This window comes from Pseudomonas sp. PDM16, from assembly GCF_014851865.1.
GTDB lineage: Bacteria > Pseudomonadota > Gammaproteobacteria > Pseudomonadales > Pseudomonadaceae > Aquipseudomonas.
Genome location: NZ_JACVAM010000002.1, coordinates 441,589 through 458,374 on the forward strand (window position 1 = coordinate 441,589; position 16,786 = coordinate 458,374).

Annotated in this window: 17 protein-coding genes; 6 read left to right on the plus strand and 11 right to left on the minus strand. The window is 64.9% G+C overall.

The annotated features are described in order from the left end of the window. Nucleotides 1–33: 33 nt before the first annotated feature. Nucleotides 34–456 (minus strand): PaaI family thioesterase, encoded by a 423-nt coding sequence (locus tag IB234_RS08560; RefSeq protein WP_192316502.1) that lies wholly within the window; start codon nucleotides 454–456, stop codon nucleotides 34–36. A gap of 156 nt (nucleotides 457–612) precedes the next feature. Here IB234_RS08560 and ung point away from each other — a divergent pair, with 156 nt between their 5' ends. Next, nucleotides 613–1,311, plus strand: coding sequence for a uracil-DNA glycosylase (gene ung, locus IB234_RS08565; protein WP_192316504.1), 699 nt, complete (start codon nucleotides 613–615; stop codon nucleotides 1,309–1,311). Here the strand turns inward: ung and IB234_RS08570 are convergent. From IB234_RS08570 to IB234_RS08590, 5 genes are all read right to left on the minus strand, one after another. Continuing rightward, a complete protein-coding gene (locus tag IB234_RS08570) occupies nucleotides 1,271–2,164 on the minus strand; it encodes a DUF6279 family lipoprotein (protein WP_192316505.1) in 894 nt (297 codons plus the stop codon). The genes ung and IB234_RS08570 overlap by 41 nt on opposite strands. A gap of 88 nt (nucleotides 2,165–2,252) precedes the next feature. Next, entirely contained in the window at nucleotides 2,253–3,332 is a 1,080-nt protein-coding gene (locus tag IB234_RS08575; protein WP_192316506.1) for an ABC transporter permease, read from the minus strand. Further along, nucleotides 3,329–4,267, minus strand: a complete 939-nt coding sequence (locus IB234_RS08580; RefSeq protein ID WP_192316508.1) for an ABC transporter ATP-binding protein — start codon at nucleotides 4,265–4,267, stop codon at nucleotides 3,329–3,331. The genes IB234_RS08575 and IB234_RS08580 overlap by 4 nt, the downstream gene beginning before the upstream one ends. Beyond that, nucleotides 4,254–5,228: an HlyD family secretion protein gene (locus IB234_RS08585; protein WP_192316510.1), complete on the minus strand. Its 975-nt coding sequence runs from the start codon at nucleotides 5,226–5,228 to the stop codon at nucleotides 4,254–4,256. Before IB234_RS08585 ends, IB234_RS08580 begins: the two co-directional genes overlap by 14 nt. A gap of 1 nt (nucleotide 5,229) precedes the next feature. Next, nucleotides 5,230–5,874 carry a TetR/AcrR family transcriptional regulator gene (locus IB234_RS08590; RefSeq protein ID WP_192316511.1) on the minus strand — a complete coding sequence of 215 codons (645 nt, stop codon included), beginning with the start codon at nucleotides 5,872–5,874 and terminating at the stop codon, nucleotides 5,230–5,232. Nucleotides 5,875–6,036: 162 nt separating this feature from the next. On the opposite strand from IB234_RS08590, the gene IB234_RS08595 reads away from it, so the two are divergent. From IB234_RS08595 to IB234_RS08605, 3 genes are read left to right on the plus strand one after another with little or no spacing between them, the layout of a single operon-like run. After that, entirely contained in the window at nucleotides 6,037–8,025 is a 1,989-nt protein-coding gene (locus tag IB234_RS08595) for an FUSC family protein (RefSeq protein WP_192316513.1), read from the plus strand. Next, the gene (locus tag IB234_RS08600) at nucleotides 8,012–8,218 is read left to right on the plus strand and encodes a DUF1656 domain-containing protein (RefSeq protein WP_192316515.1); all 207 of its coding nucleotides are present in this window, start codon (nucleotides 8,012–8,014) and stop codon (nucleotides 8,216–8,218) included. The genes IB234_RS08595 and IB234_RS08600 overlap by 14 nt, the downstream gene beginning before the upstream one ends. Before the next feature lie 11 nt (nucleotides 8,219–8,229). Beyond that, nucleotides 8,230–9,087: an HlyD family secretion protein gene (locus tag IB234_RS08605; RefSeq protein ID WP_192316517.1), complete on the plus strand. Its 858-nt coding sequence runs from the start codon at nucleotides 8,230–8,232 to the stop codon at nucleotides 9,085–9,087. A 172-nt stretch (nucleotides 9,088–9,259) separates the two neighbouring features. Here the strand turns inward: IB234_RS08605 and IB234_RS08610 are convergent, their stop codons facing one another. The 3 genes from IB234_RS08610 to IB234_RS08620 form a co-directional block, all read right to left on the minus strand. Beyond that, nucleotides 9,260–9,730, minus strand: a complete 471-nt coding sequence (locus IB234_RS08610; protein WP_192316519.1) for a MaoC family dehydratase — start codon at nucleotides 9,728–9,730, stop codon at nucleotides 9,260–9,262. Next, entirely contained in the window at nucleotides 9,727–10,686 is a 960-nt protein-coding gene (locus tag IB234_RS08615) for an alpha/beta hydrolase (RefSeq protein ID WP_192317767.1), read from the minus strand. The genes IB234_RS08610 and IB234_RS08615 overlap by 4 nt, the downstream gene beginning before the upstream one ends. Before the next feature lie 65 nt (nucleotides 10,687–10,751). Next, a complete protein-coding gene (locus IB234_RS08620; RefSeq protein WP_192316521.1) occupies nucleotides 10,752–11,477 on the minus strand; it encodes a substrate-binding periplasmic protein in 726 nt (241 codons plus the stop codon). A gap of 197 nt (nucleotides 11,478–11,674) precedes the next feature. Between IB234_RS08620 and fadD2 the strand changes: the two genes are divergently transcribed. Continuing rightward, a complete protein-coding gene (gene fadD2, locus IB234_RS08625; RefSeq protein ID WP_192316523.1) occupies nucleotides 11,675–13,363 on the plus strand; it encodes a long-chain-fatty-acid--CoA ligase FadD2 in 1,689 nt (562 codons plus the stop codon). A 320-nt stretch (nucleotides 13,364–13,683) separates the two neighbouring features. Then, entirely contained in the window at nucleotides 13,684–15,375 is a 1,692-nt protein-coding gene (fadD1, locus tag IB234_RS08630; protein ID WP_192316526.1) for a long-chain-fatty-acid--CoA ligase FadD1, read from the plus strand. Between the two features lie 59 nt (nucleotides 15,376–15,434). On the opposite strand, the gene IB234_RS08635 is transcribed toward fadD1, so the two are convergent. Then, nucleotides 15,435–15,839 carry an acyl-CoA thioesterase gene (locus tag IB234_RS08635; protein WP_192316528.1) on the minus strand — a complete coding sequence of 135 codons (405 nt, stop codon included), beginning with the start codon at nucleotides 15,837–15,839 and terminating at the stop codon, nucleotides 15,435–15,437. Nucleotides 15,840–15,880: 41 nt separating this feature from the next. Continuing rightward, nucleotides 15,881–16,771 carry a LysR substrate-binding domain-containing protein gene (locus tag IB234_RS08640; RefSeq protein WP_192316530.1) on the minus strand — a complete coding sequence of 297 codons (891 nt, stop codon included), beginning with the start codon at nucleotides 16,769–16,771 and terminating at the stop codon, nucleotides 15,881–15,883. Between the last annotated feature and the right edge of the window lie 15 nt (nucleotides 16,772–16,786).

Sequence of the window (16,786 nt, forward strand, 5' to 3'; positions counted from 1 at the left end):
TGCCACGCCAAGGTGATCGGACGGACTGCATGCTCATACCCGGGAGATGGTGGCCAGCCCCGTGGCAACCAGCTTCTCCGCTCCGTCCTTCACGGCGAACACGTCCGCTCGGCAGACCGCCTGGCGCTGACCGGCCTTGAGCACCTCGCTACGACACACCAGCCGCTCGCCGATGGCCGGCGCGAGCAGGTTGAGCTTGTACTCGCTGGTGACCACGTCGCCTACCATCGAGGCTGCGGCCCAGGCGCACCCGCTATCGACCATGAAGCCGACCACCGCGCCGTGCATATAGCCGTGGTGCTGGCACAGGTCGGGACGGCTGGCGACCTGCAGGCTGACCCTGCCCGGCTCGAAGTCGAGCAGTTCGGCGCCCAGCAACTGGGCGAAGGTGGAGTGTTGCAGCGCCTGCTCCAGTCGCTCGCGGCTGATGCCGGTTTCGGTTCCTGTGGTGCTCATGGCTCAATGCTCCTCACGGGTATTGGAGCCTGCAGTCTTGGACGGATTTCGCCGGTGAGCCACGTGCATCCAGCGGCGTGATGGCGCGGCATCAGCCTTGACTTGACCCAGTGCCTTCCCTAGCGTGCCGTTTTCGTTTTACAGCAGGAAAGCCGCATGAGCGCCGACGACCGCATCAAACTCGAACCGGGCTGGAAGGAAGTCCTGCGTGAGGAGTTCGACAAGCCCTACATGCTGGCCCTGGGGGATTTCCTGCGTGCCGAGAAGGCTGCAGGCAAAGTGATCTACCCGCCGGGACCGATGATCTTCAACGCGCTCAATTCCACGCCGCTGGACCAGGTCAAGGTGGTGATCATCGGCCAGGACCCGTACCACGGCCCCGGCCAGGCTCACGGCCTGTGCTTCTCGGTGCAGCCGGGTGTGCCGGCGCCGCCCTCGCTGCAGAACATCTTCAAGGAGTTGAAGCGCGACCTGAACATCGACATCCCTGATCACGGCTACCTGCAGAGCTGGGCGGAGCAGGGCGTGTTGCTGCTCAACACCTCGCTGACCGTGCAGCAGGCCAGCGCTGGCTCGCATGCCGACAAGGGCTGGCAGCCATTCACCGACAGGGTGATCGAGGCGGTCAATGCGCGACCGGGTAACTTAGTGTTCCTGCTTTGGGGGGCACACGCGCAGAGCAAGCAGAAGCTGATCGATACCACCCGCCACCTGGTGCTGAAGTCTGCACACCCGTCGCCGCTGTCGGCCTATCGCGGCTTCCTCGGCAACGGCCATTTCAGTCGGGCCAACAAGTATCTGGAGCAGTGCGGACTCACTCCGATCGACTGGCAACTGCCTCCGCTGCAGGGCTAGTGCAGGTCAGCTTGGCGATATCCTCGCGCAGTGCGTCAAGACGTTCGCTGAGTTGTTGGCGCTGGGCAGGGCTGGAGGTGGCGATGAGCTGGTCGAGAAGCTCCGCCAGGCTGCGTTCGCCGTCCGTGAATGAACGTCGATAGTCCTCGCTCCAGTAGTCCTGTCGTTCACGCAGCAGTGCCTCGATGCGCTGGGGAAAGTCAGCGCTGCGCCGCGCATCCAGCTCCTGAAGGAGTGCCGCCTGCCAGCGTTCGCGGCTGTCCAGCCACAGACGGTTCTGCTCGCCGCGCTGTTCAGCCCAACTGCGCACTAGGGCCTTCTGCTGTGCGTCCAGTATGCCGAACCAGGGTTCCAGGCGTTCCTCGGTGGTTTCGCTGCGCTTGCTGATCTGTTCGGCAAGAGGCGGCTCGACGAACTCCCGCCGCAGCTTCTCGTTCTCCTTGGCCATCGACTGACGCAGCTGCTGGACCTGCAGCGGGCTGAGCTGTTGCAGCAGGCCGGCGGCGGTCGGACTGATCTCAGCGGAGACCTCGCCGAGCGCGTCGCGCAGGTCGAGGAAACGTGCCTTGAGGTGTGGCGCGTCCAGCTGGCCGGCTGCCAGATTGGCGCGATCCTGGTCCAGCCAGCTGGCCAGCTGCGGCAGCTGAGTGCTGCAGTGCCAGGCCAGGTGCTGGTTCAGGCGCGGTTTGAGCCAGGCCTTCTGTTCCGAGTTGAGGTCGAGGTAGCTGTCGATGCGCCAGGTCAGCAGCCAGTCGAGGTTGCGGTAGGCGAGGTCGAGGCGGCTGCAGGCGGTCAGCAGGGTGAGGCCGGCCAGCAGCACGAGCAGGGGGAGGGGGGAGAAGCGTCGTCGCATGGCATGCCTCGCCGTCTTTACCTGGGCCGAGCATAGTGCGTATGGATGGCCGTGGTGTGACGACGACACATCCGCTAAAACTTGTCCCTCAGTCCAGGCGCTTGTGGATGCGCGACACGGCCAGGCCCAGCAGCGCCGCACAGAACACAATTAGGATCAGCATCTCCGACCACAGTTCAAGCAATCCCGCCTCGCGCAGCATGATGCCGCGTGACAGACGCAGGTAGTGCGTCAGCGGCATCAGCTCGGCGATCCATTGGGCCACCTTGGGCATACCGGCGAAGGGGAACATGAACCCGGACAACAGGATCTGCGGCAGGAAGGTGAAGAAGGCCATCTGCATGGCCTGGAACTGCGTGGTGGCCAATGTCGACAGCCATACCCCGAGCGCCAGGCTGGCGATGATGAACAACAACGAGGCACCGTAGAGTTCGAGGATCGAACCGCGCACCGGCACTTCGAACAGCCAGTGGCCGACTACCAGAATCACCGTGACCTGGATCAGGCCGATGCCGATGAAGGGCAGCACCTTGCCGATGGTCAGCTCCCAGGGCGACACCGGGGTGGCGATCAGCAGCTCAAGGTTGCCGTGTTCGCGCTCGCGAACCAGCGCCACGGCAGTGAACAGCACCATGGTCATCGTCAGTATCACTCCCAGCAGGCCGGGCACCGTGTTCAGTGGCGCCAGCCGCTCCGGGTTGTAGAAGTTCACCACCTCCACGCCCTGGGCAGATCCCCAGCCGGGTAGCGGATAGGCCGCCAACTGACGCGCCGAGGCCTGCACGCTTTGGTCGGAGCCATCGACCACCAGTTGCAGCGGCGGACGGTCCCGGCGCTGCAGGCGTGCCTCGAAGTCGGCAGGTACCACCAGCGCGGCGCTGATACGCCCCTCACGCAGCAGGCGATCGATCTCCTGCGGGTTGTTCAGCCGGTACTTCACCTCGATCACCTGGCTGGAGGTGATCTCTGCCACTGCCTCGCGCGACTGCGCGGTGTTGGCCTGGTCCAGCACCGCGGCCTCGATGCCGCGCACGTCCATGTTGATGGCGTAGCCGAATAGCACCAGTTCCAGCAGCGGCACGCCGGCGATCATGACGAAGGTCAGTTTGTCGCGACGCAGCTGGCGCAGCTCCTTGAGGACAATGGCACCCATGCGGCGCAGGTTCATGACGTGGCCTCCAGCGGCTTGCGGGTGACGGCGACGAATACGTCTTCCAGGTTGGCCTCGCCGTCGCGCAATTGGGCGTCGATACCGGCGCGCTGCAGGGTGGCGGCTATATCGTCGCGGGCGCCATTGCCCTCGCAGAGCACACGCAGGGTGGCGCCGATCTGCGCCATGGCCAGCACCTCGTGGTGATTTTGCAGGGCGCGCTGGGCTTCGCGAGGTTGGGCGCATTCGATCAATAGCGGGTGGCCGGGCAGGGCATCCATCAGTTCGCGCGGGCTGCCGTCGGCCACCAGGCGGCCGGCGTCGAGAATCCCCAGGCGGGTACAGCGCTCGGCCTCGTCCATGTAGTGGGTGGACACGAGCAAGGTGGTGCCGGCTTCGGCCAGCTCGAACAACGAATCCCAGAATTCGCGGCGCGACTGCGGGTCGACGGCGCTGGTCGGTTCATCGAGCAGCAGCAGGTCGGGTTTGTGCAGCACGGCGCCGGCCAGGGCTAGGCGCTGCTTCTGGCCACCGCTCATGGTGCCGGCCATCTGCTTGCGGCGGTCGGCCAGCCAGTAGCGTTCCAGCAGCTCGTCGATGCGCTCGCGGGTTTCGCGGCGGCCGATGCCCTGCACGGCGGCGAGGAATTCCAGGTTTTCCTGCACCGTCAGGTCCTCGTAGAGCGAGAACTTCTGGGTCATGTAGCCGATGCGCTTCTTCAGCTCCTCGGCGTCGCGGGGGATCTGGCAGCCAAGCACTTCCACTTGGCCCTCGCTGGGTTGCAACAGGCCGCAGAGCATACGGATGGTGGTGGATTTGCCGCAGCCGTTGGGGCCGAGGAAGCCGAATACCTCGGCGCAGGGTATCGAGAGATCAAGATGATCGACCGCGGTGAGCTTGCCGAAGCGCTTGGTCAGGCCGCGCGCGCGGATCACCAGGTCATCGGCGTTCATGGTCGATGCGCTCCGCGTGCAGCGGCAGGCCGGCTGGCAGCTGGCGTGCGGCTTCACCTTCGAGGACCAGCTCCGCGCGGTACATCAGGCGGCTGGCATCGTCGCCGGTGAGGGCGTAGTAGGGGGTGAAGCTGGCCTCGCTGCGGATACTGCGCACCTTGGCGGTGAAGGGGGCTTCGATGCCTTCTACATGGATGTGCATGGCATCGCCTACCTGCACCTGGGAGCGGATACTGGCAGGGATGAACACCCGTGCATAAGGCGCCTCGCCAACCAGCAGGCTGACCAGTTCTGCGCCGGCCGGCGGTTGGTCGCCGACTCTGAACGGCAGCGAGTCGACCAGGCCCGCGCGGGGCGCCCGCAGGCTCAGGTGTTCCCGGCCAACCTCAAGCTGGGCCAGATTGCCACGGGCGGCATCCAGGGCGGCGCCGGCCTGCTCCAACTGCTCAGGGCGGGTACCGTTGGTCAGCTCGCGCAGTTGTGCCTCGGCACTCCGGGTGGCGGCGCTGGCCTGGTCGCGAGCGGCGCGGGCGCGGTCGAGTTCGGCCACGGCGACCATCTTGCGTCGGTGCAGCTCGGCGATACGGGTGAAGTTGCGTTCGCTGTCGACCTGCTCGGCCCGATTGCGCGCCAGGGTGGCGCGGGCGGAGTCGATGGTCTCGCTGCGCGCGCCGTTGCTCAGCTCGGCCAGTCGCGCGGCAGCCTGGTCCACTTCTCCGCGGGCCTGGGCGATGCGAGCGTCCTGACGACGTGGGTCGAGTTCCAGCAGCAGTTGGCCGGCCTCGACCCGGTCACCCTCCGCCACTTTCCAGGAGAGGATGGTTTCCGAGGCCTCGGCGGGCAGGCCTATACGGTCCCATTCCAGGGTGCCCAGCAGTTCTTCGCGGCCGGCATCGCAGCCGGACAGGGTGACGATGAGCAGGCCGGCCAGTAGCTGACAAGGTCGCAGCAAATGGTCCATCTCAGGGCTCCATGCCGCCCTTGAGCAGGGCGAGCGTGTGGGCGATCAGCGCGTCGTCGCCGATCTGCGGGTTGGCGAACACGCCACGCCAGATCGGTGCGGCAGCGTAGGGGAGGAGGGTGAGGCCGATCAGCGAGACCACCAGCAGGCGTGGGTCCAGCTCGGGGTTGAGTGCACCGCGTGCCTGGGCAGCGGCAAATTTCTGCGCCAACAGCAGCGGCACCAGTGGAGCGACGCGGTCCATCAGGCGCTCGCGCAGTACGCCGCCCTCGCAGAGGATCTCGCGTACCCACAGCTGGGATATCCATGGGTGCGCGGCGACGTTGCGGCTCATGTCGCGCAGGAAGGCTTCGACCAGAGCGAACGGATCGTCGCCGGCCTGCTGCAGGCCCTGAGCGGCGGTCATTACCAATGGTAGGAAGCGCTCCTCGACCATGGCGTCGACCAGCCTTTCCTTGTTGCCGAAGTAGTAGTTGAGCAGGGCCGGTGTCACCCCGGCGCGCTCGGCGATGGCGCGCAGGCTGGTGGCCTGGATGCCCTGGTGGGAGAACAGGTCGGTGGCGACGTTCAGTAGCAGCTCGCGCTGCACCGTGGCATCGGCGGCGGGGCGCCCGGGGGCACGTGGGGTTCTGGTCTGTTTGCTCATGAGTTCAATAATTAAATATGCGGTTAATTAATTGCAACAGCCGTTCATCTATCTAGTGATGGTGGACGAATATTATTAGCTGGCTAATAATTAGATTTGGTTGCTTGGTCGGTTTTGCCCCGGCCATCTACCTTCATCTAAGAATCCTTGCTGGTAGCCCTTGTGCGCGATTCCCTTTCGGCCCTGCTCGTTCCCGATCTTGCCGCCCTGCAGTTCGCCTGCAAGACGCTACTGAGCGGTGGCCTGGCATTGTGGTGCGCCTTCCGCTTCGATCTCGATCAGCCCCAGTGGGCGCTGATGACTGCCTTCATCGTTGCCCAGCCGCTGGCCGGCATGGTGGTGCAGAAGGGCCTGGCGCGGCTGCTAGGTACCCTGATCGGTACCGCGCTGTCGGTGGTCTTCATGGGATTGTTCGCCCAGGCGCCCTGGCTGTTCCTGCTGGTGATGGCGCTGTGGCTGGGTCTGTGCACGGCGGCATCGACCCTGCTGCGCAGTGCCTGGGCCTATTCGTTCGTGTTGGCCGGCTACACGGTGGCGATCATCTGCCTGCCGGTTATCGGCAAGCCGCTTCTGGTGTTCGACGAGGCGGTAGCACGCTGCACCGAGATCTGCCTGGGCATTCTCTGCTCGATGGCGGTCAGCGCGGTGATCTGGCCGCAGCGGGTGGAACGAGCGGTGGTGCAGCAGGCACGCGCGGCGTGGCAAAGCGGAGCGCAAGCGGCGTCCGCGGCGCTGCAGGGGCGTGATGCGGCGCGCCAGGGATTGCTAGAAACTCTGGCCCGCATCGTCGCCGTAGACGCTCAGCGCGAACACGCGTGGTTCGAGGGCAGTCTGGGACGCCAGCGGGCCCGGGGTCTGCGGGCGCTGACACGGGAGTTGCTCGGCTTGCTGCGCCTGGCCCGAGGCGTGGCTCGTCAGTGGCAGCAGTTGGACGAAGCAGATGTGCATGCACTGACGCCGCCGCTGAGCGAGATTCAGGCACTGCTCGCCGAGCCGGATGCGGCACGGCAGGAAGCGCTCTATCGGCGGCTATTGGAACAGTCCCACGACCCGGCCCAGCCTTTGGCGCGGCAATATTGCATCGGTCGCATGGCCGTGCTGGTGCGTCAGCTGTCGCGGGCCCAGGCGACACTCGATGCGGTGGTCCGTGGCGAGGCGCCGCAAGGTGCGCCGCCGCCTCTTTCCTGGCACCGCGATGTGCAGACTGCCACTGTCTACGGCCTGCGCAGTTGTCTGACCTTGCTGGTGCTGTCGGCCTTCTGGCTGGCCACCGGCTGGCCGGCCGCCAGCGGCGCGCTGCTGCTGGCGGCGGTGGTGTGCAGCCTGTTCGCCAGTCGCGAGAATGCCGACCTGATCGGCATGGCCTTCCTGCGCGGCATCTTTTATGCGCTGCCGGTGGCCTTCGTGGTTGGTCAGGTGCTGTTGCCGCAATGGAACGGCTTTCCGCTGCTCTGCCTGGCTCTCGGCGTGCCGCTGTTTTTCGGCCTGCTGGCCATGTCGCGGCCCGCGCTGGCTGGTGCTGCCACCTCGTTCTGTCTGCATTTCATCGTGCTCTGCGCACCGCGGAATGACATGGTCTACAACGTCGCGTTCTTTCTCAACGAAGCGTTGGCCATGTTGATCGGCGTCGGTTGCGCGGTGCTGGCGTTGCGCCTGATCGTGCTGCGCAACCCGGTGTGGCACGGTCGCCGTCTGCTCAAGGCAACCCTGGATGACTTGGCGCGACTCTGCTCGCGCAGCCTGGAGGGCGCGGAGAACTGGTTCGGTGGGCGTATGGCCGATCGTCTGCTGCAGCTGGCGCGCTTCTATCCGCAGCTGCCGGAAGGCGGCCGCAGTCGCTGGGACGACGGTATCGACAGTCTCGATCTGGGTGATGAGCTGTTGCACCTGCGTGCCTGCCTGGCGGCTGCTCCGGCGGCTCCGCGCCAGGCAGAGCGGCGTTTCTTCGGTGAAGTTCAGGCGCTGTTGGGGCGAGGGCCTGCACGGGCGCGTGGCGATGACCTGGACGCGCCGGCTCAGGCTCTGATGCGGGCCCTGCACGATCAACCGCCTGCCATCGAGCTGCGCCTGGCTGAGGCCGCGCTGCTGCAACTGACCCATAGCTGGCGCCAGTGGTGCGCCCGGCAAGGAGGGATTCATGGAACTGCGTGAGTGGGCACTGGGCGGCGTGCTGCTCAGCCCCATGCTGTTATATGCGCTATTGGCGCTGCTGCTGACTGGCGTATTGCGCCTGGCTCTGCAGCGCGCCGGGATGTCGCGCTGGATCTGGCACGAGGCGCTGTTCGACTGCGCCCTTTATATCTGCGTGCTGGCGGGGCTGATGGCCCTGCTGGCTGCCTGGTGAGGAGTTTGAGGATGCGCGCATTGCCCCGCGTGTTAGTCACCCTGGTACTGGTCGCCGCGGCGCTGCTGGCTGGCTGGTGGCTCTGGCACTTCTACATGATTTCGCCCTGGACCCGCGATGCCCGGGTACGCGCCGATGTGGTCACCATCGCGCCCGATGTATCCGGTTGGGTGGTGGAGCTGAAGGTGCACGACAATCAGGTGGTCAAGGCCGGTGATCTGTTGATGAGCATCGATCGCGAGCGCTATCAGGCGGCGCTGGACAAGGCGCGAGCCATGGCCGAGACCCGCCGCCAGCAGCTCAACCTGCGCCAGCACGAGGCCTCGCGTCGTGCCCACCTGGGACCGCAGGCGATCAGCGCCGAGCTGCGCGAGAATGCGCAGATAAATGCCGCCATCGCCCGTGCGGAGTTCCAGGAGGCGGAGGCAGAGGTCAAGCTGGCCGAGCTGAATCTCAAACGCAGCGAGGTGCGCGCGCCACGCTCCGGCCAGGTCACCAATCTGCATCTGGCCCAGGGCAACTACGTGCAGACCGGCCAGGCGGTGATGGCCGTGGTGGCGGACGATTCCTTCTATGTGCAGGCCTACTTCGAGGAGACCAAGCTGCCGGGCATTCGTGTCGGTGCGTCGGCCGAAGTGATCCTGATGAGTGGTGGCGAGCCGCTGCAAGGCAAGGTGCAGAGCATCAGCCGCGGCATCACCGATCGTAATGCCGCGCCGGACGCGCAGCTGTTGGCCAACGTCGAACCGACCTTCAACTGGGTGCGCCTGGCCCAGCGTATCCCGGTGCGCATCGAGCTGGAGGAGGTGCCGAAGGAGTTGCCGCTAAGTGCAGGGATGACGGCGAGTGTGAGGGTAGCAAGGGAGTAGTATCACCCTCTCCCTCTGGGAGAGGGGCCAGGGGTGAGGGAGCTTTAGGCAACTCGCCGCTTTCCCTCACCCCAACCCTCTCCCGGAGGGAGAGGGAGTGAAAAGGCCGCTCAGTGAGCGGCCTTTTCATGCGTGGAGTTCTAGCCTAGGTGGAGGGCGTGAACTAGATATTTCAACCCACAGTGACTTTCGGCATCGCCGGCATGTTCAGGGTCTGCTCGGCGCGTGGTGCCAATACTTCGGCTTCGCCGTCCACCACCTGTTCCTGGCTCTGGTTGAACACTCGGGTGGCCAGACGTACGCGGCCCTTGGGCAGCTTCTCCAGCACTTCCAGCTGCACGGTCAGGGTGTCGCCGAGCTTTACCGGGCGGGTGAACTTGAGCTGCTGGCCGAGGTAGATGGTGCCTGGGCCGGGCAACTGGCAGGCGATGGCCGCGCTGATCAGCGCGCCGGTGAACATGCCATGGGCGATGCGCTCCTTGAACATCGTCTCGGCGGCGTAGGCGGCATCCAGGTGGACCGGGTTGTTGTCGCCGGAAACGGCGGCGAACAGCTGTACGTCACGCTCTTCAACGGTTTTCACCAGGTTGGCCTGCTGGCCAACTTCCAGGGCGTCGTAGGGGATGTTGGTGACCTGAGTCATACGGGTTCCTCGATGGTGTTGGGGCACTGGCGGCTACGGGCCAGGGCTCGCTCCAGCCAGTTGCGCAGGTAGTCGGTGACCTCGTCGCGGTTGCTCTCGTTGAGCAGCTCGTGGCGGGCCTCGGGGTAGATCTTCAGCTCGACATTGCGGATGCCGGCGGTGCGCAGGGCGCCCGCCAGGTGGCCGAGTCGCTTGCCCTGGCTGACCGGGTCGTGGTCGCCGCCGATGACCAGTAACGGCAGGTCGGCGTCGATCTGGGCCAGGTTGCGCACCGGGGTGATCTGCTGAAAGCCTTCCATCAGATCGCACCACAGCTGGGTGGTACAGACGAAGCCGCACAGCGGATCGGTCACGTATTTATCGACTTCCGCCGGGTCGCGGCTGAGCCAGTCGAAGCCGGTGCGATTGGGCTTGAAGGCCTTGTTGAACGAGCCAAAGGAGAGGAAGTCGATCAGCCGGCTGCGTCCGTTGGGCCCCAGACGCCGGCGCTCGAGTCGGGCGATCAGTCTGGCGGCCTTGTACAGCGGTAGCGGCTGGTAGTTGGAGCCCGACAGGACGGCTCCGTGGACGCTGCAGCTGTGCTGCATGAGATAGGCCATGCCGATGTAGCTGCCCATGCTGTGGCCGAGCAGCAGGATTGGCAGCTGCGGATGCTGTTGGCGGATATGGTGGTTGAGGCTGGCGAGATCGCCGACCACCTTGCTCCAACCGTCCTCATCTGCGTACAGACCCAGCACGCCGTTTTCGGCGGTGATGCCGTGGCCGCGCTGGTCGAGGGCGTATACCTCGTAGCCGTCGGCCACCAGGCGCTCGGCCAGTCGCGCGTAGCGTGCGGCATGTTCGGCCATGCCGTGGGCGATCATCAGCACTGCCCTGGGCGGCGTGTCGGCGTGCCAGTGAAGTACGTGCAGTGGAGTGCCGTCGCTGGCGCCCATCCAGAATGCTTGCTGGTGCATGGCGATCCTTGTGCCCAGGTGAGTCGCGGCATTGTGCATGGCCCGAAGCTCCAGGCAAAGGACCGTTAGCGCCAGCTGTTGTGGCGCTTGAGGATGCGCATGTATTCCCCACTGGCGTGCAGTTCGCGCAGGCCGCGCTCGAAGATGGCGGCCCAGTCCGGCTGGCCGGCCCTGGGCTTGGTGAAGCCGACCACCAGCGGTATGCGTTCCAGTGCTGGTTCCTGCCATACGAGGCGGCCGCGCAGCTCCGCGTCACCTGCCACCAGGTATTCACCGACGACCCGCTCCAGCAACACCAGGTCGAAGCGTCGTGCCGCCAGTTTGCGCAGGTTGCTGATGTCGTCCACCGCTTCCTCCGGCAGCAACCCGGATTCGAGTAGTCGTGGTGGGTAGCCGTAGCCGCGGACGATACCGACCTTGCGCCCACGCAGGTCAGCCAGGCGGGTGAAGGGCTGTGGGTCGCTCTGGCGGACGAACAGGCCGAGCTCGCTGTAGAACAGCGGGCGCGAGGCCGTGAGTTTCTCTTCCTTTATCTCCTGCGGCCACAGCGCGAGGGCGCCCTGGTAGCTGCCGTCCCGCAGTTCGGCACGTGCTCGTGCCCAGGGCAGGAAGTCGATCTGCGGGGCGTAGCCCTGGGTGGCGAAGGCGCTTCGGGTCAGCTCGACGATGCTGCCGCCGGAGGGCAGTGCCTGGCTGCTGTAAGGTGGGTATTCCAGGGTGGCCAGGCGTGGTTCGGCCGCCAGCGGCAGGCAGAGCAGGGCGAGCACGACGAGGCAGAGGCTGCGTGGCATGGCGAGCCGGATCGGGGGCGTGATTAGTAGCTATAGCCCAGCCGAGCATGAATCGCCGAAAAGCATGGTAAAGATTCACAGGGTCAATGAGCCCCCGGGAGGTATTTGCCTTGGGCCGTGTTGCTGCTAAGTTCCGGGGCAACCCGGTCGCTTCGCTGGTGACCGGTCAGCTCATTCAGGTCAAGGGGATAACAACAATGCAACCTGACTTCTGGGACGACAAGCGCCCGGCCGGGGTATCCAACCAACTCGATTTCTCCACCTACCGCTCCGTGGTCGAGGTGTTCGAGAGATCCTGCAAGAAGTTCGCCGACCGTCCGGCTTTCAGCAACCTTGGGGTGACGCTGACATACGCCGAGCTGGACCGCTACTCTGCGGCCTTCGGCGCCTGGCTGCAGAAGAATACGGACCTCAAGCCTGGCGATCGCATCGCCGTGCAGATGCCCAACGTCCTGCAGTATCCGATCGCCGTGTTCGGCGCCATGCGTGCCGGGCTGATCGTGGTCAACACCAACCCGCTGTACACCGTGCGCGAAATGCGCCACCAGTTCAATGACGCCGGCGTGCGTGCGCTGGTGTACCTCAACACCTTCGGCAAGTCGGTGCAGGAAGTGCTGCCCGATACCCAGGTCGAGTATCTGATCGAGGCTCGCCTGGGTGACATGTTGCCGAGCCTCAAGGGCTGGCTGGTCAATACCGTGGTCAAGCACGTGAAGAAGATGGTGCCGGACTACCAGCTGCCGCAGGCGCTGTCGTTCAAGGACGTGTTGCGCAGTGGCCAGGGGCATGCGCTGAAGCCGGTCAAGGCCGGGCTCGACGACATCGCCGTACTGCAGTACACCGGCGGTACCACTGGCGTGGCCAAGGGCGCGATGCTCACCCACGGCAATCTGGTGGCCAACATGCAGCAGGTGCACAACTGCCTGCAGCAGACCGGCGACGACGGCCAGCCGCTGATGAAGGAAGGCGGCGAGATCATGATCGCGCCGCTGCCGCTCTATCACATCTATGCCTTCACCGCGAACTGCATGTGCATGATGGTCAGCGGCAACCACAACGTGCTGATCACCAACCCGCGCGACATCCCTGGCTTCGTCAAGGAGCTGGGCAAGTGGCGTTTCTCCGCGCTGCTCGGCCTGAACACCCTGTTCGTCGCGCTGATGGATCACCCGGACTTCAAGAACCTCGACTTCTCCAACCTCAAGCTGACCAACTCCGGTGGCACCGCACTGGTCAAGGCCACCGCCGAGCGCTGGCAGCAGATGACCGGCTGCGCCATCGTTGAGGGCTACGGCCTGACCGAGACCTCGCCGGTCGCCACCACCAACTGCTATGGCGAACTGGCTCGCCTGGGTACCGTCGGCATTCCGGTGGCGGGCACCGCGCTCAAGGTCATCGACGACGATGGCGTCGAGCAGCCGGTGGGCGAGCGGGGCGAGTTGTGCATCAAGGGCCCGCAGGTAATGAAGGGCTACTGGCAGCGTGAAGAGGCCACCGCCGAAGTGCTGGATGCCGAAGGCTGGTTCAAGACCGGTGACATCGCCGTGATCGACCCGGATGGCTACGTGCGCATCGTCGACCGCAAGAAGGACATGATCATCGTCTCTGGCTTCAACGTGTATCCGAACGAGATCGAGGACGTGGTCATGGCCCACCCGAAGGTCGCCAGCTGCGCGGCCATCGGCGTGCCGGACGAGAAATCCGGTGAGGCGGTCAAGCTATTCGTGGTGCCTCGCGAGGGCGGTGTGAGCGTCGAGGAGTTGAAGGCCTATTGCCGTGAGAATTTCACTGGCTACAAGGTGCCGAAGCACATCGTGCTGAAGGACGCCCTGCCGATGACGCCGGTCGGCAAGATCCTCCGTCGCGAGTTGCGCGACATCGCCTGACGCACACGCTGCGCCCTGTTAAGTGCCCATTCGCCATTCTCGGCAATGGGCACTTTCGTTTTCACTCTCTACCCTGTCCATAGCGCCGAAAAGCCCGATCCAGGGCCTCGCCTCGAGCATGACAAAGGCGTGACCAAAAATGCAGTTGTAGTCGTTTTACTGACCGTGCTGGCTATGTTTGGTGCTAGGCGCACCTTGGCAAAGCTGCTACTCTCGGCACGCTTTGCGCCTGTCACCAGCTCGCGTCAAGGTCAAACATCACAACAAACAACCGCCATTGCGCGCGGTGTAGACAAGCTGTTGCTCAGGAGTAGGCTTCCATGACCGAAAACTTCTGGAAGGACAAGTATCCTGTCGGAATCGCTGCCGAGATCGATACCGACCAGTACCCCAACATACTGGCCGTACTGAAAGAGTCCTGCCGACGCTTCGCCGACAAGCCCGCTTTCACCAACATGGGCAAGACCCTGACCTACGGTGAGCTGTACGAGCTTTCCGGCGTCTTCGCCGCCTATCTGCAGAACCACACCGACCTCAAGTCCGGTGATCGCATCGCCGTCCAGATGCCGAACGTCCTGCAATATCCCATCGTGGTGTTCGGCGCCATGCGCGCTGGCCTGATCGTGGTCAACACCAACCCGCTGTACACCGCGCGGGAGATGGAACACCAGTTCAACGACTCCGGCGCCAAGGCGCTCGTCTGCCTGGCCAACATGGCCCACCTGGCCGAGGAAGTGCTGCCGAAGACCGGTATCAGGCACGTCGTCGTCACCGAGGTGGGTGACCTGCTGCCGCCGCTCAAGCGCCTGCTGGTCAACACCGTGGTCAAACACGTGAAGAAGATGGTCCCGGCGTTCAACCTGCCGCAGGCCGTCAAGCTCAACCAGGTATTGGCTCTCGGTCGCGGCAAGTCCGTCACCGAGGCTAGCCCTGCCAGCGACGACGTCGCCGTGCTGCAATACACCGGCGGCACCACCGGCGTTGCCAAGGGTGCCATGCTGACCCACCGCAATCTGGTGGCCAACATGCTGCAATCCAAAGCGCTGATGGGCTCCAACCTTCACGAGGGTGCGGAGATTGTCATCTGCCCTCTGCCGCTTTATCACATCTACGCCTTCACCTTCCATTGCATGGCGATGATGCTGACCGGCAACCACAATATCCTCATCACCAACCCGCGCGACCTGCCGGGCACGGTGAAGGAACTGGGCAAGTGGAAGTTCACCGCCTTCGTCGGCCTGAACACCCTGTTCGTGGCCCTGTGCAACAGTGAAGACTTCCGCCGCCTGGACCTGTCCAGCCTGAAGCTGACCCTGTCCGGAGGCATGGCCCTGCAACTGGCCACCGCCGAGCGCTGGAAGGAAGTCACCGGCTGCGCCATCTGTGAAGGCTATGGCATGACCGAAACCAGCCCGGTCGTGTCGGTCAACCCGTACCAGAACATCCAGATCGGCACCATCGGCATCCCGGTTCCGTCGACCCTGTGCAAGGTGATCGACGACGACGGCAATGACCTGCCGTTGGGTGAGCGTGGCGAGCTGTGCGTCAAGGGTCCGCAAGTAATGAAGGGCTACTGGCAGCGCCAGGAAGCCACCGACGAGATGCTTGATGCCAATGGCTGGCTGAAGACCGGCGACATAGCCGTGATTCAGGACGACGGCTACATGCGCATCGTCGATCGCAAGAAGGACATGATCCTGGTGTCCGGTTTCAACGTGTACCCGAACGAGCTGGAAGACGTGCTCGCCACCCTTCCGGGCGTGCTGCAGTGCGCCGCCATCGGTGTGCCGGACGAGAAGTCGGGCGAGGCGATCAAGGTCTTCGTCGTGGTGCGTCCGGGCGAGAGCCTGACCAAGGAGCAGGTCATGGAGCACATGCGTGCCAACCTGACCGGCTACAAGGTGCCGCGCTTCGTCGAGTTCCGCGACACCCTGCCGACCACCAACGTTGGCAAGATCCTGCGCCGCGAGTTGCGTGACGAGGAGCTGAAGAAGATCGCCGCCACGGCCTGATCCTCGAACAGCATGAAAAAGCCCCGCTTCGGCGGGGCTTTTTCGTTTCTGTGCCTCTCTTATTCGGGCAGCAGCGCCTGGCGCAGGACGTCGGGCAGGGCAGTTGGCTGCTTGCTCTCGGGGTCGATGCATACCTGGGTCATCGACGCACGGAAGGTCACCTCGCCGGATACCTGGCGGCCCTCCACGGTGAAGCCGAACGAGGTGGTGCCGGGCGCTTCGCTGCGTACCTCGATGCTGATCACCTCGTCCCAGGTCATGGGCGAGAGAAATTCGACAGACAGCGCCCGCGCCGGCGGCAGGATGCCCATGGCGAACAGCTTGCGCAGGCCCTCGCCACCAAGGCGATGTGAGAGGAATTCCTGGATCGCCTCGATGACGAAGTAAGCGATGCGCGGCGTGTAGACGATCCCTGCCGGGTCGCAGTCGCCGAACAGAACGGTGCGGGTGGTGATGAAGGGCATGACTGCTCCATGTCTGGTTGAGTCGGTGGGTGATGCGGCGATCATAACGGCTGACGAGCGTTTTCAGCTGGTGCTACCGGGCTCAGGCGCTGCTCCAGCCAGGTGCAGAACTGGCGGGTGAGCGGGTCGTTCTCGCTGTCGCGGTGTACCAGCCAGGTCCAGCGCGGGCCGCGTACCCGCTGTTCGCTGAGCGGTTGCAGCAGGTTCAGTGCACAGGCGGTGGCGGCCAGCAGCTCGCTGACCAGGGCGATGCCCAGGCCGCCGCTGGCAGCGTCCAGCAGCAGGCCGGGGTCGGAGAAGTTCAGGCCCTGGCTGTGCTGGCCGATATCGGCGCCGCCCTGTACCTGCCAGTGGGCCCAGTCCATCTCGCGCTCGCCGTGCAGGGTGGTGCGTTCGCCTGCAGGCAGCGCCAGCAGGCTGGGGTGGCAGGCCGGGTAGAGGCGGTCCTCCAGCAGCACGCGGAAGCTGCATTCGGCCTGGGCGCTGAGGTCGTCGCGCACGGCGATGTCGATGGTCTGGCTGGCCATGTCCGGCACCTCGTCGCTGGTGAACAGCCACAGGTCGACGTCCGGATGGCGCCGGTGGAAGTCGCCCAGCTGCGGCACCAGCCAATGACGGGCGAAGGCCGGCGTGGTGTTGACCACCAGTTGGTTGGGCTTGCGGTACTGCTCCAGGCGGCGGATGCCCACGGCCAGTTGCTGCAGCAGGGCCTGGGTGGTGCTGAGCAGGTCGAAGCCGGCATCGGTCAGCGCCACGCTGCGGCCGTTGCGGAAGAACAGCGGCTGTTCGAGGAAGCTTTCCAGGCTGCGGATCTGCTGGCTGATCGCCGACTGGGTGAGGTGCAGCTCCTCGGCGGCCTTGTGGAAACTGCCCAGGCGGGCGGCGGCTTCGAAGCCGCGCAGGGCGTTCAGGGGAGGCCAGTGCTTGAGCATGACTGATAAGCCTGT

What these genes read in the sequence shown, in the direction of transcription:
- IB234_RS08640 (WP_192316530.1), bottom strand. Translation starts at nt 16,771, where the DNA reads ATGCTCAAGCACTGGCCTCCCCTGAACGCCCTGCGCGGCTTCGAAGCC.
- IB234_RS08575 (WP_192316506.1), bottom strand. Translation starts at nt 3,332, where the DNA reads ATGAACCTGCGCCGCATGGGTGCCATTGTCCTCAAGGAGCTGCGCCAG.
- IB234_RS08620 (WP_192316521.1), bottom strand. Translation starts at nt 11,477, where the DNA reads ATGCCACGCAGCCTCTGCCTCGTCGTGCTCGCCCTGCTCTGCCTGCCG.
- IB234_RS08615 (WP_192317767.1), bottom strand. Translation starts at nt 10,686, where the DNA reads ATGCACCAGCAAGCATTCTGGATGGGCGCCAGCGACGGCACTCCACTG.
- fadD2 (WP_192316523.1), top strand. Translation starts at nt 11,675, where the DNA reads ATGCAACCTGACTTCTGGGACGACAAGCGCCCGGCCGGGGTATCCAAC.
- IB234_RS08580 (WP_192316508.1), bottom strand. Translation starts at nt 4,267, where the DNA reads ATGAACGCCGATGACCTGGTGATCCGCGCGCGCGGCCTGACCAAGCGC.
- IB234_RS08590 (WP_192316511.1), bottom strand. Translation starts at nt 5,874, where the DNA reads ATGAGCAAACAGACCAGAACCCCACGTGCCCCCGGGCGCCCCGCCGCC.
- IB234_RS08635 (WP_192316528.1), bottom strand. Translation starts at nt 15,839, where the DNA reads ATGCCCTTCATCACCACCCGCACCGTTCTGTTCGGCGACTGCGACCCG.
- fadD1 (WP_192316526.1), top strand. Translation starts at nt 13,684, where the DNA reads ATGACCGAAAACTTCTGGAAGGACAAGTATCCTGTCGGAATCGCTGCC.
- IB234_RS08605 (WP_192316517.1), top strand. Translation starts at nt 8,230, where the DNA reads ATGCGCGCATTGCCCCGCGTGTTAGTCACCCTGGTACTGGTCGCCGCG.
- ung (WP_192316504.1), top strand. Translation starts at nt 613, where the DNA reads ATGAGCGCCGACGACCGCATCAAACTCGAACCGGGCTGGAAGGAAGTC.
- IB234_RS08570 (WP_192316505.1), bottom strand. Translation starts at nt 2,164, where the DNA reads ATGCGACGACGCTTCTCCCCCCTCCCCCTGCTCGTGCTGCTGGCCGGC.
- IB234_RS08600 (WP_192316515.1), top strand. Translation starts at nt 8,012, where the DNA reads ATGGAACTGCGTGAGTGGGCACTGGGCGGCGTGCTGCTCAGCCCCATG.
- IB234_RS08585 (WP_192316510.1), bottom strand. Translation starts at nt 5,228, where the DNA reads ATGGACCATTTGCTGCGACCTTGTCAGCTACTGGCCGGCCTGCTCATC.
- IB234_RS08610 (WP_192316519.1), bottom strand. Translation starts at nt 9,730, where the DNA reads ATGACTCAGGTCACCAACATCCCCTACGACGCCCTGGAAGTTGGCCAG.
- IB234_RS08560 (WP_192316502.1), bottom strand. Translation starts at nt 456, where the DNA reads ATGAGCACCACAGGAACCGAAACCGGCATCAGCCGCGAGCGACTGGAG.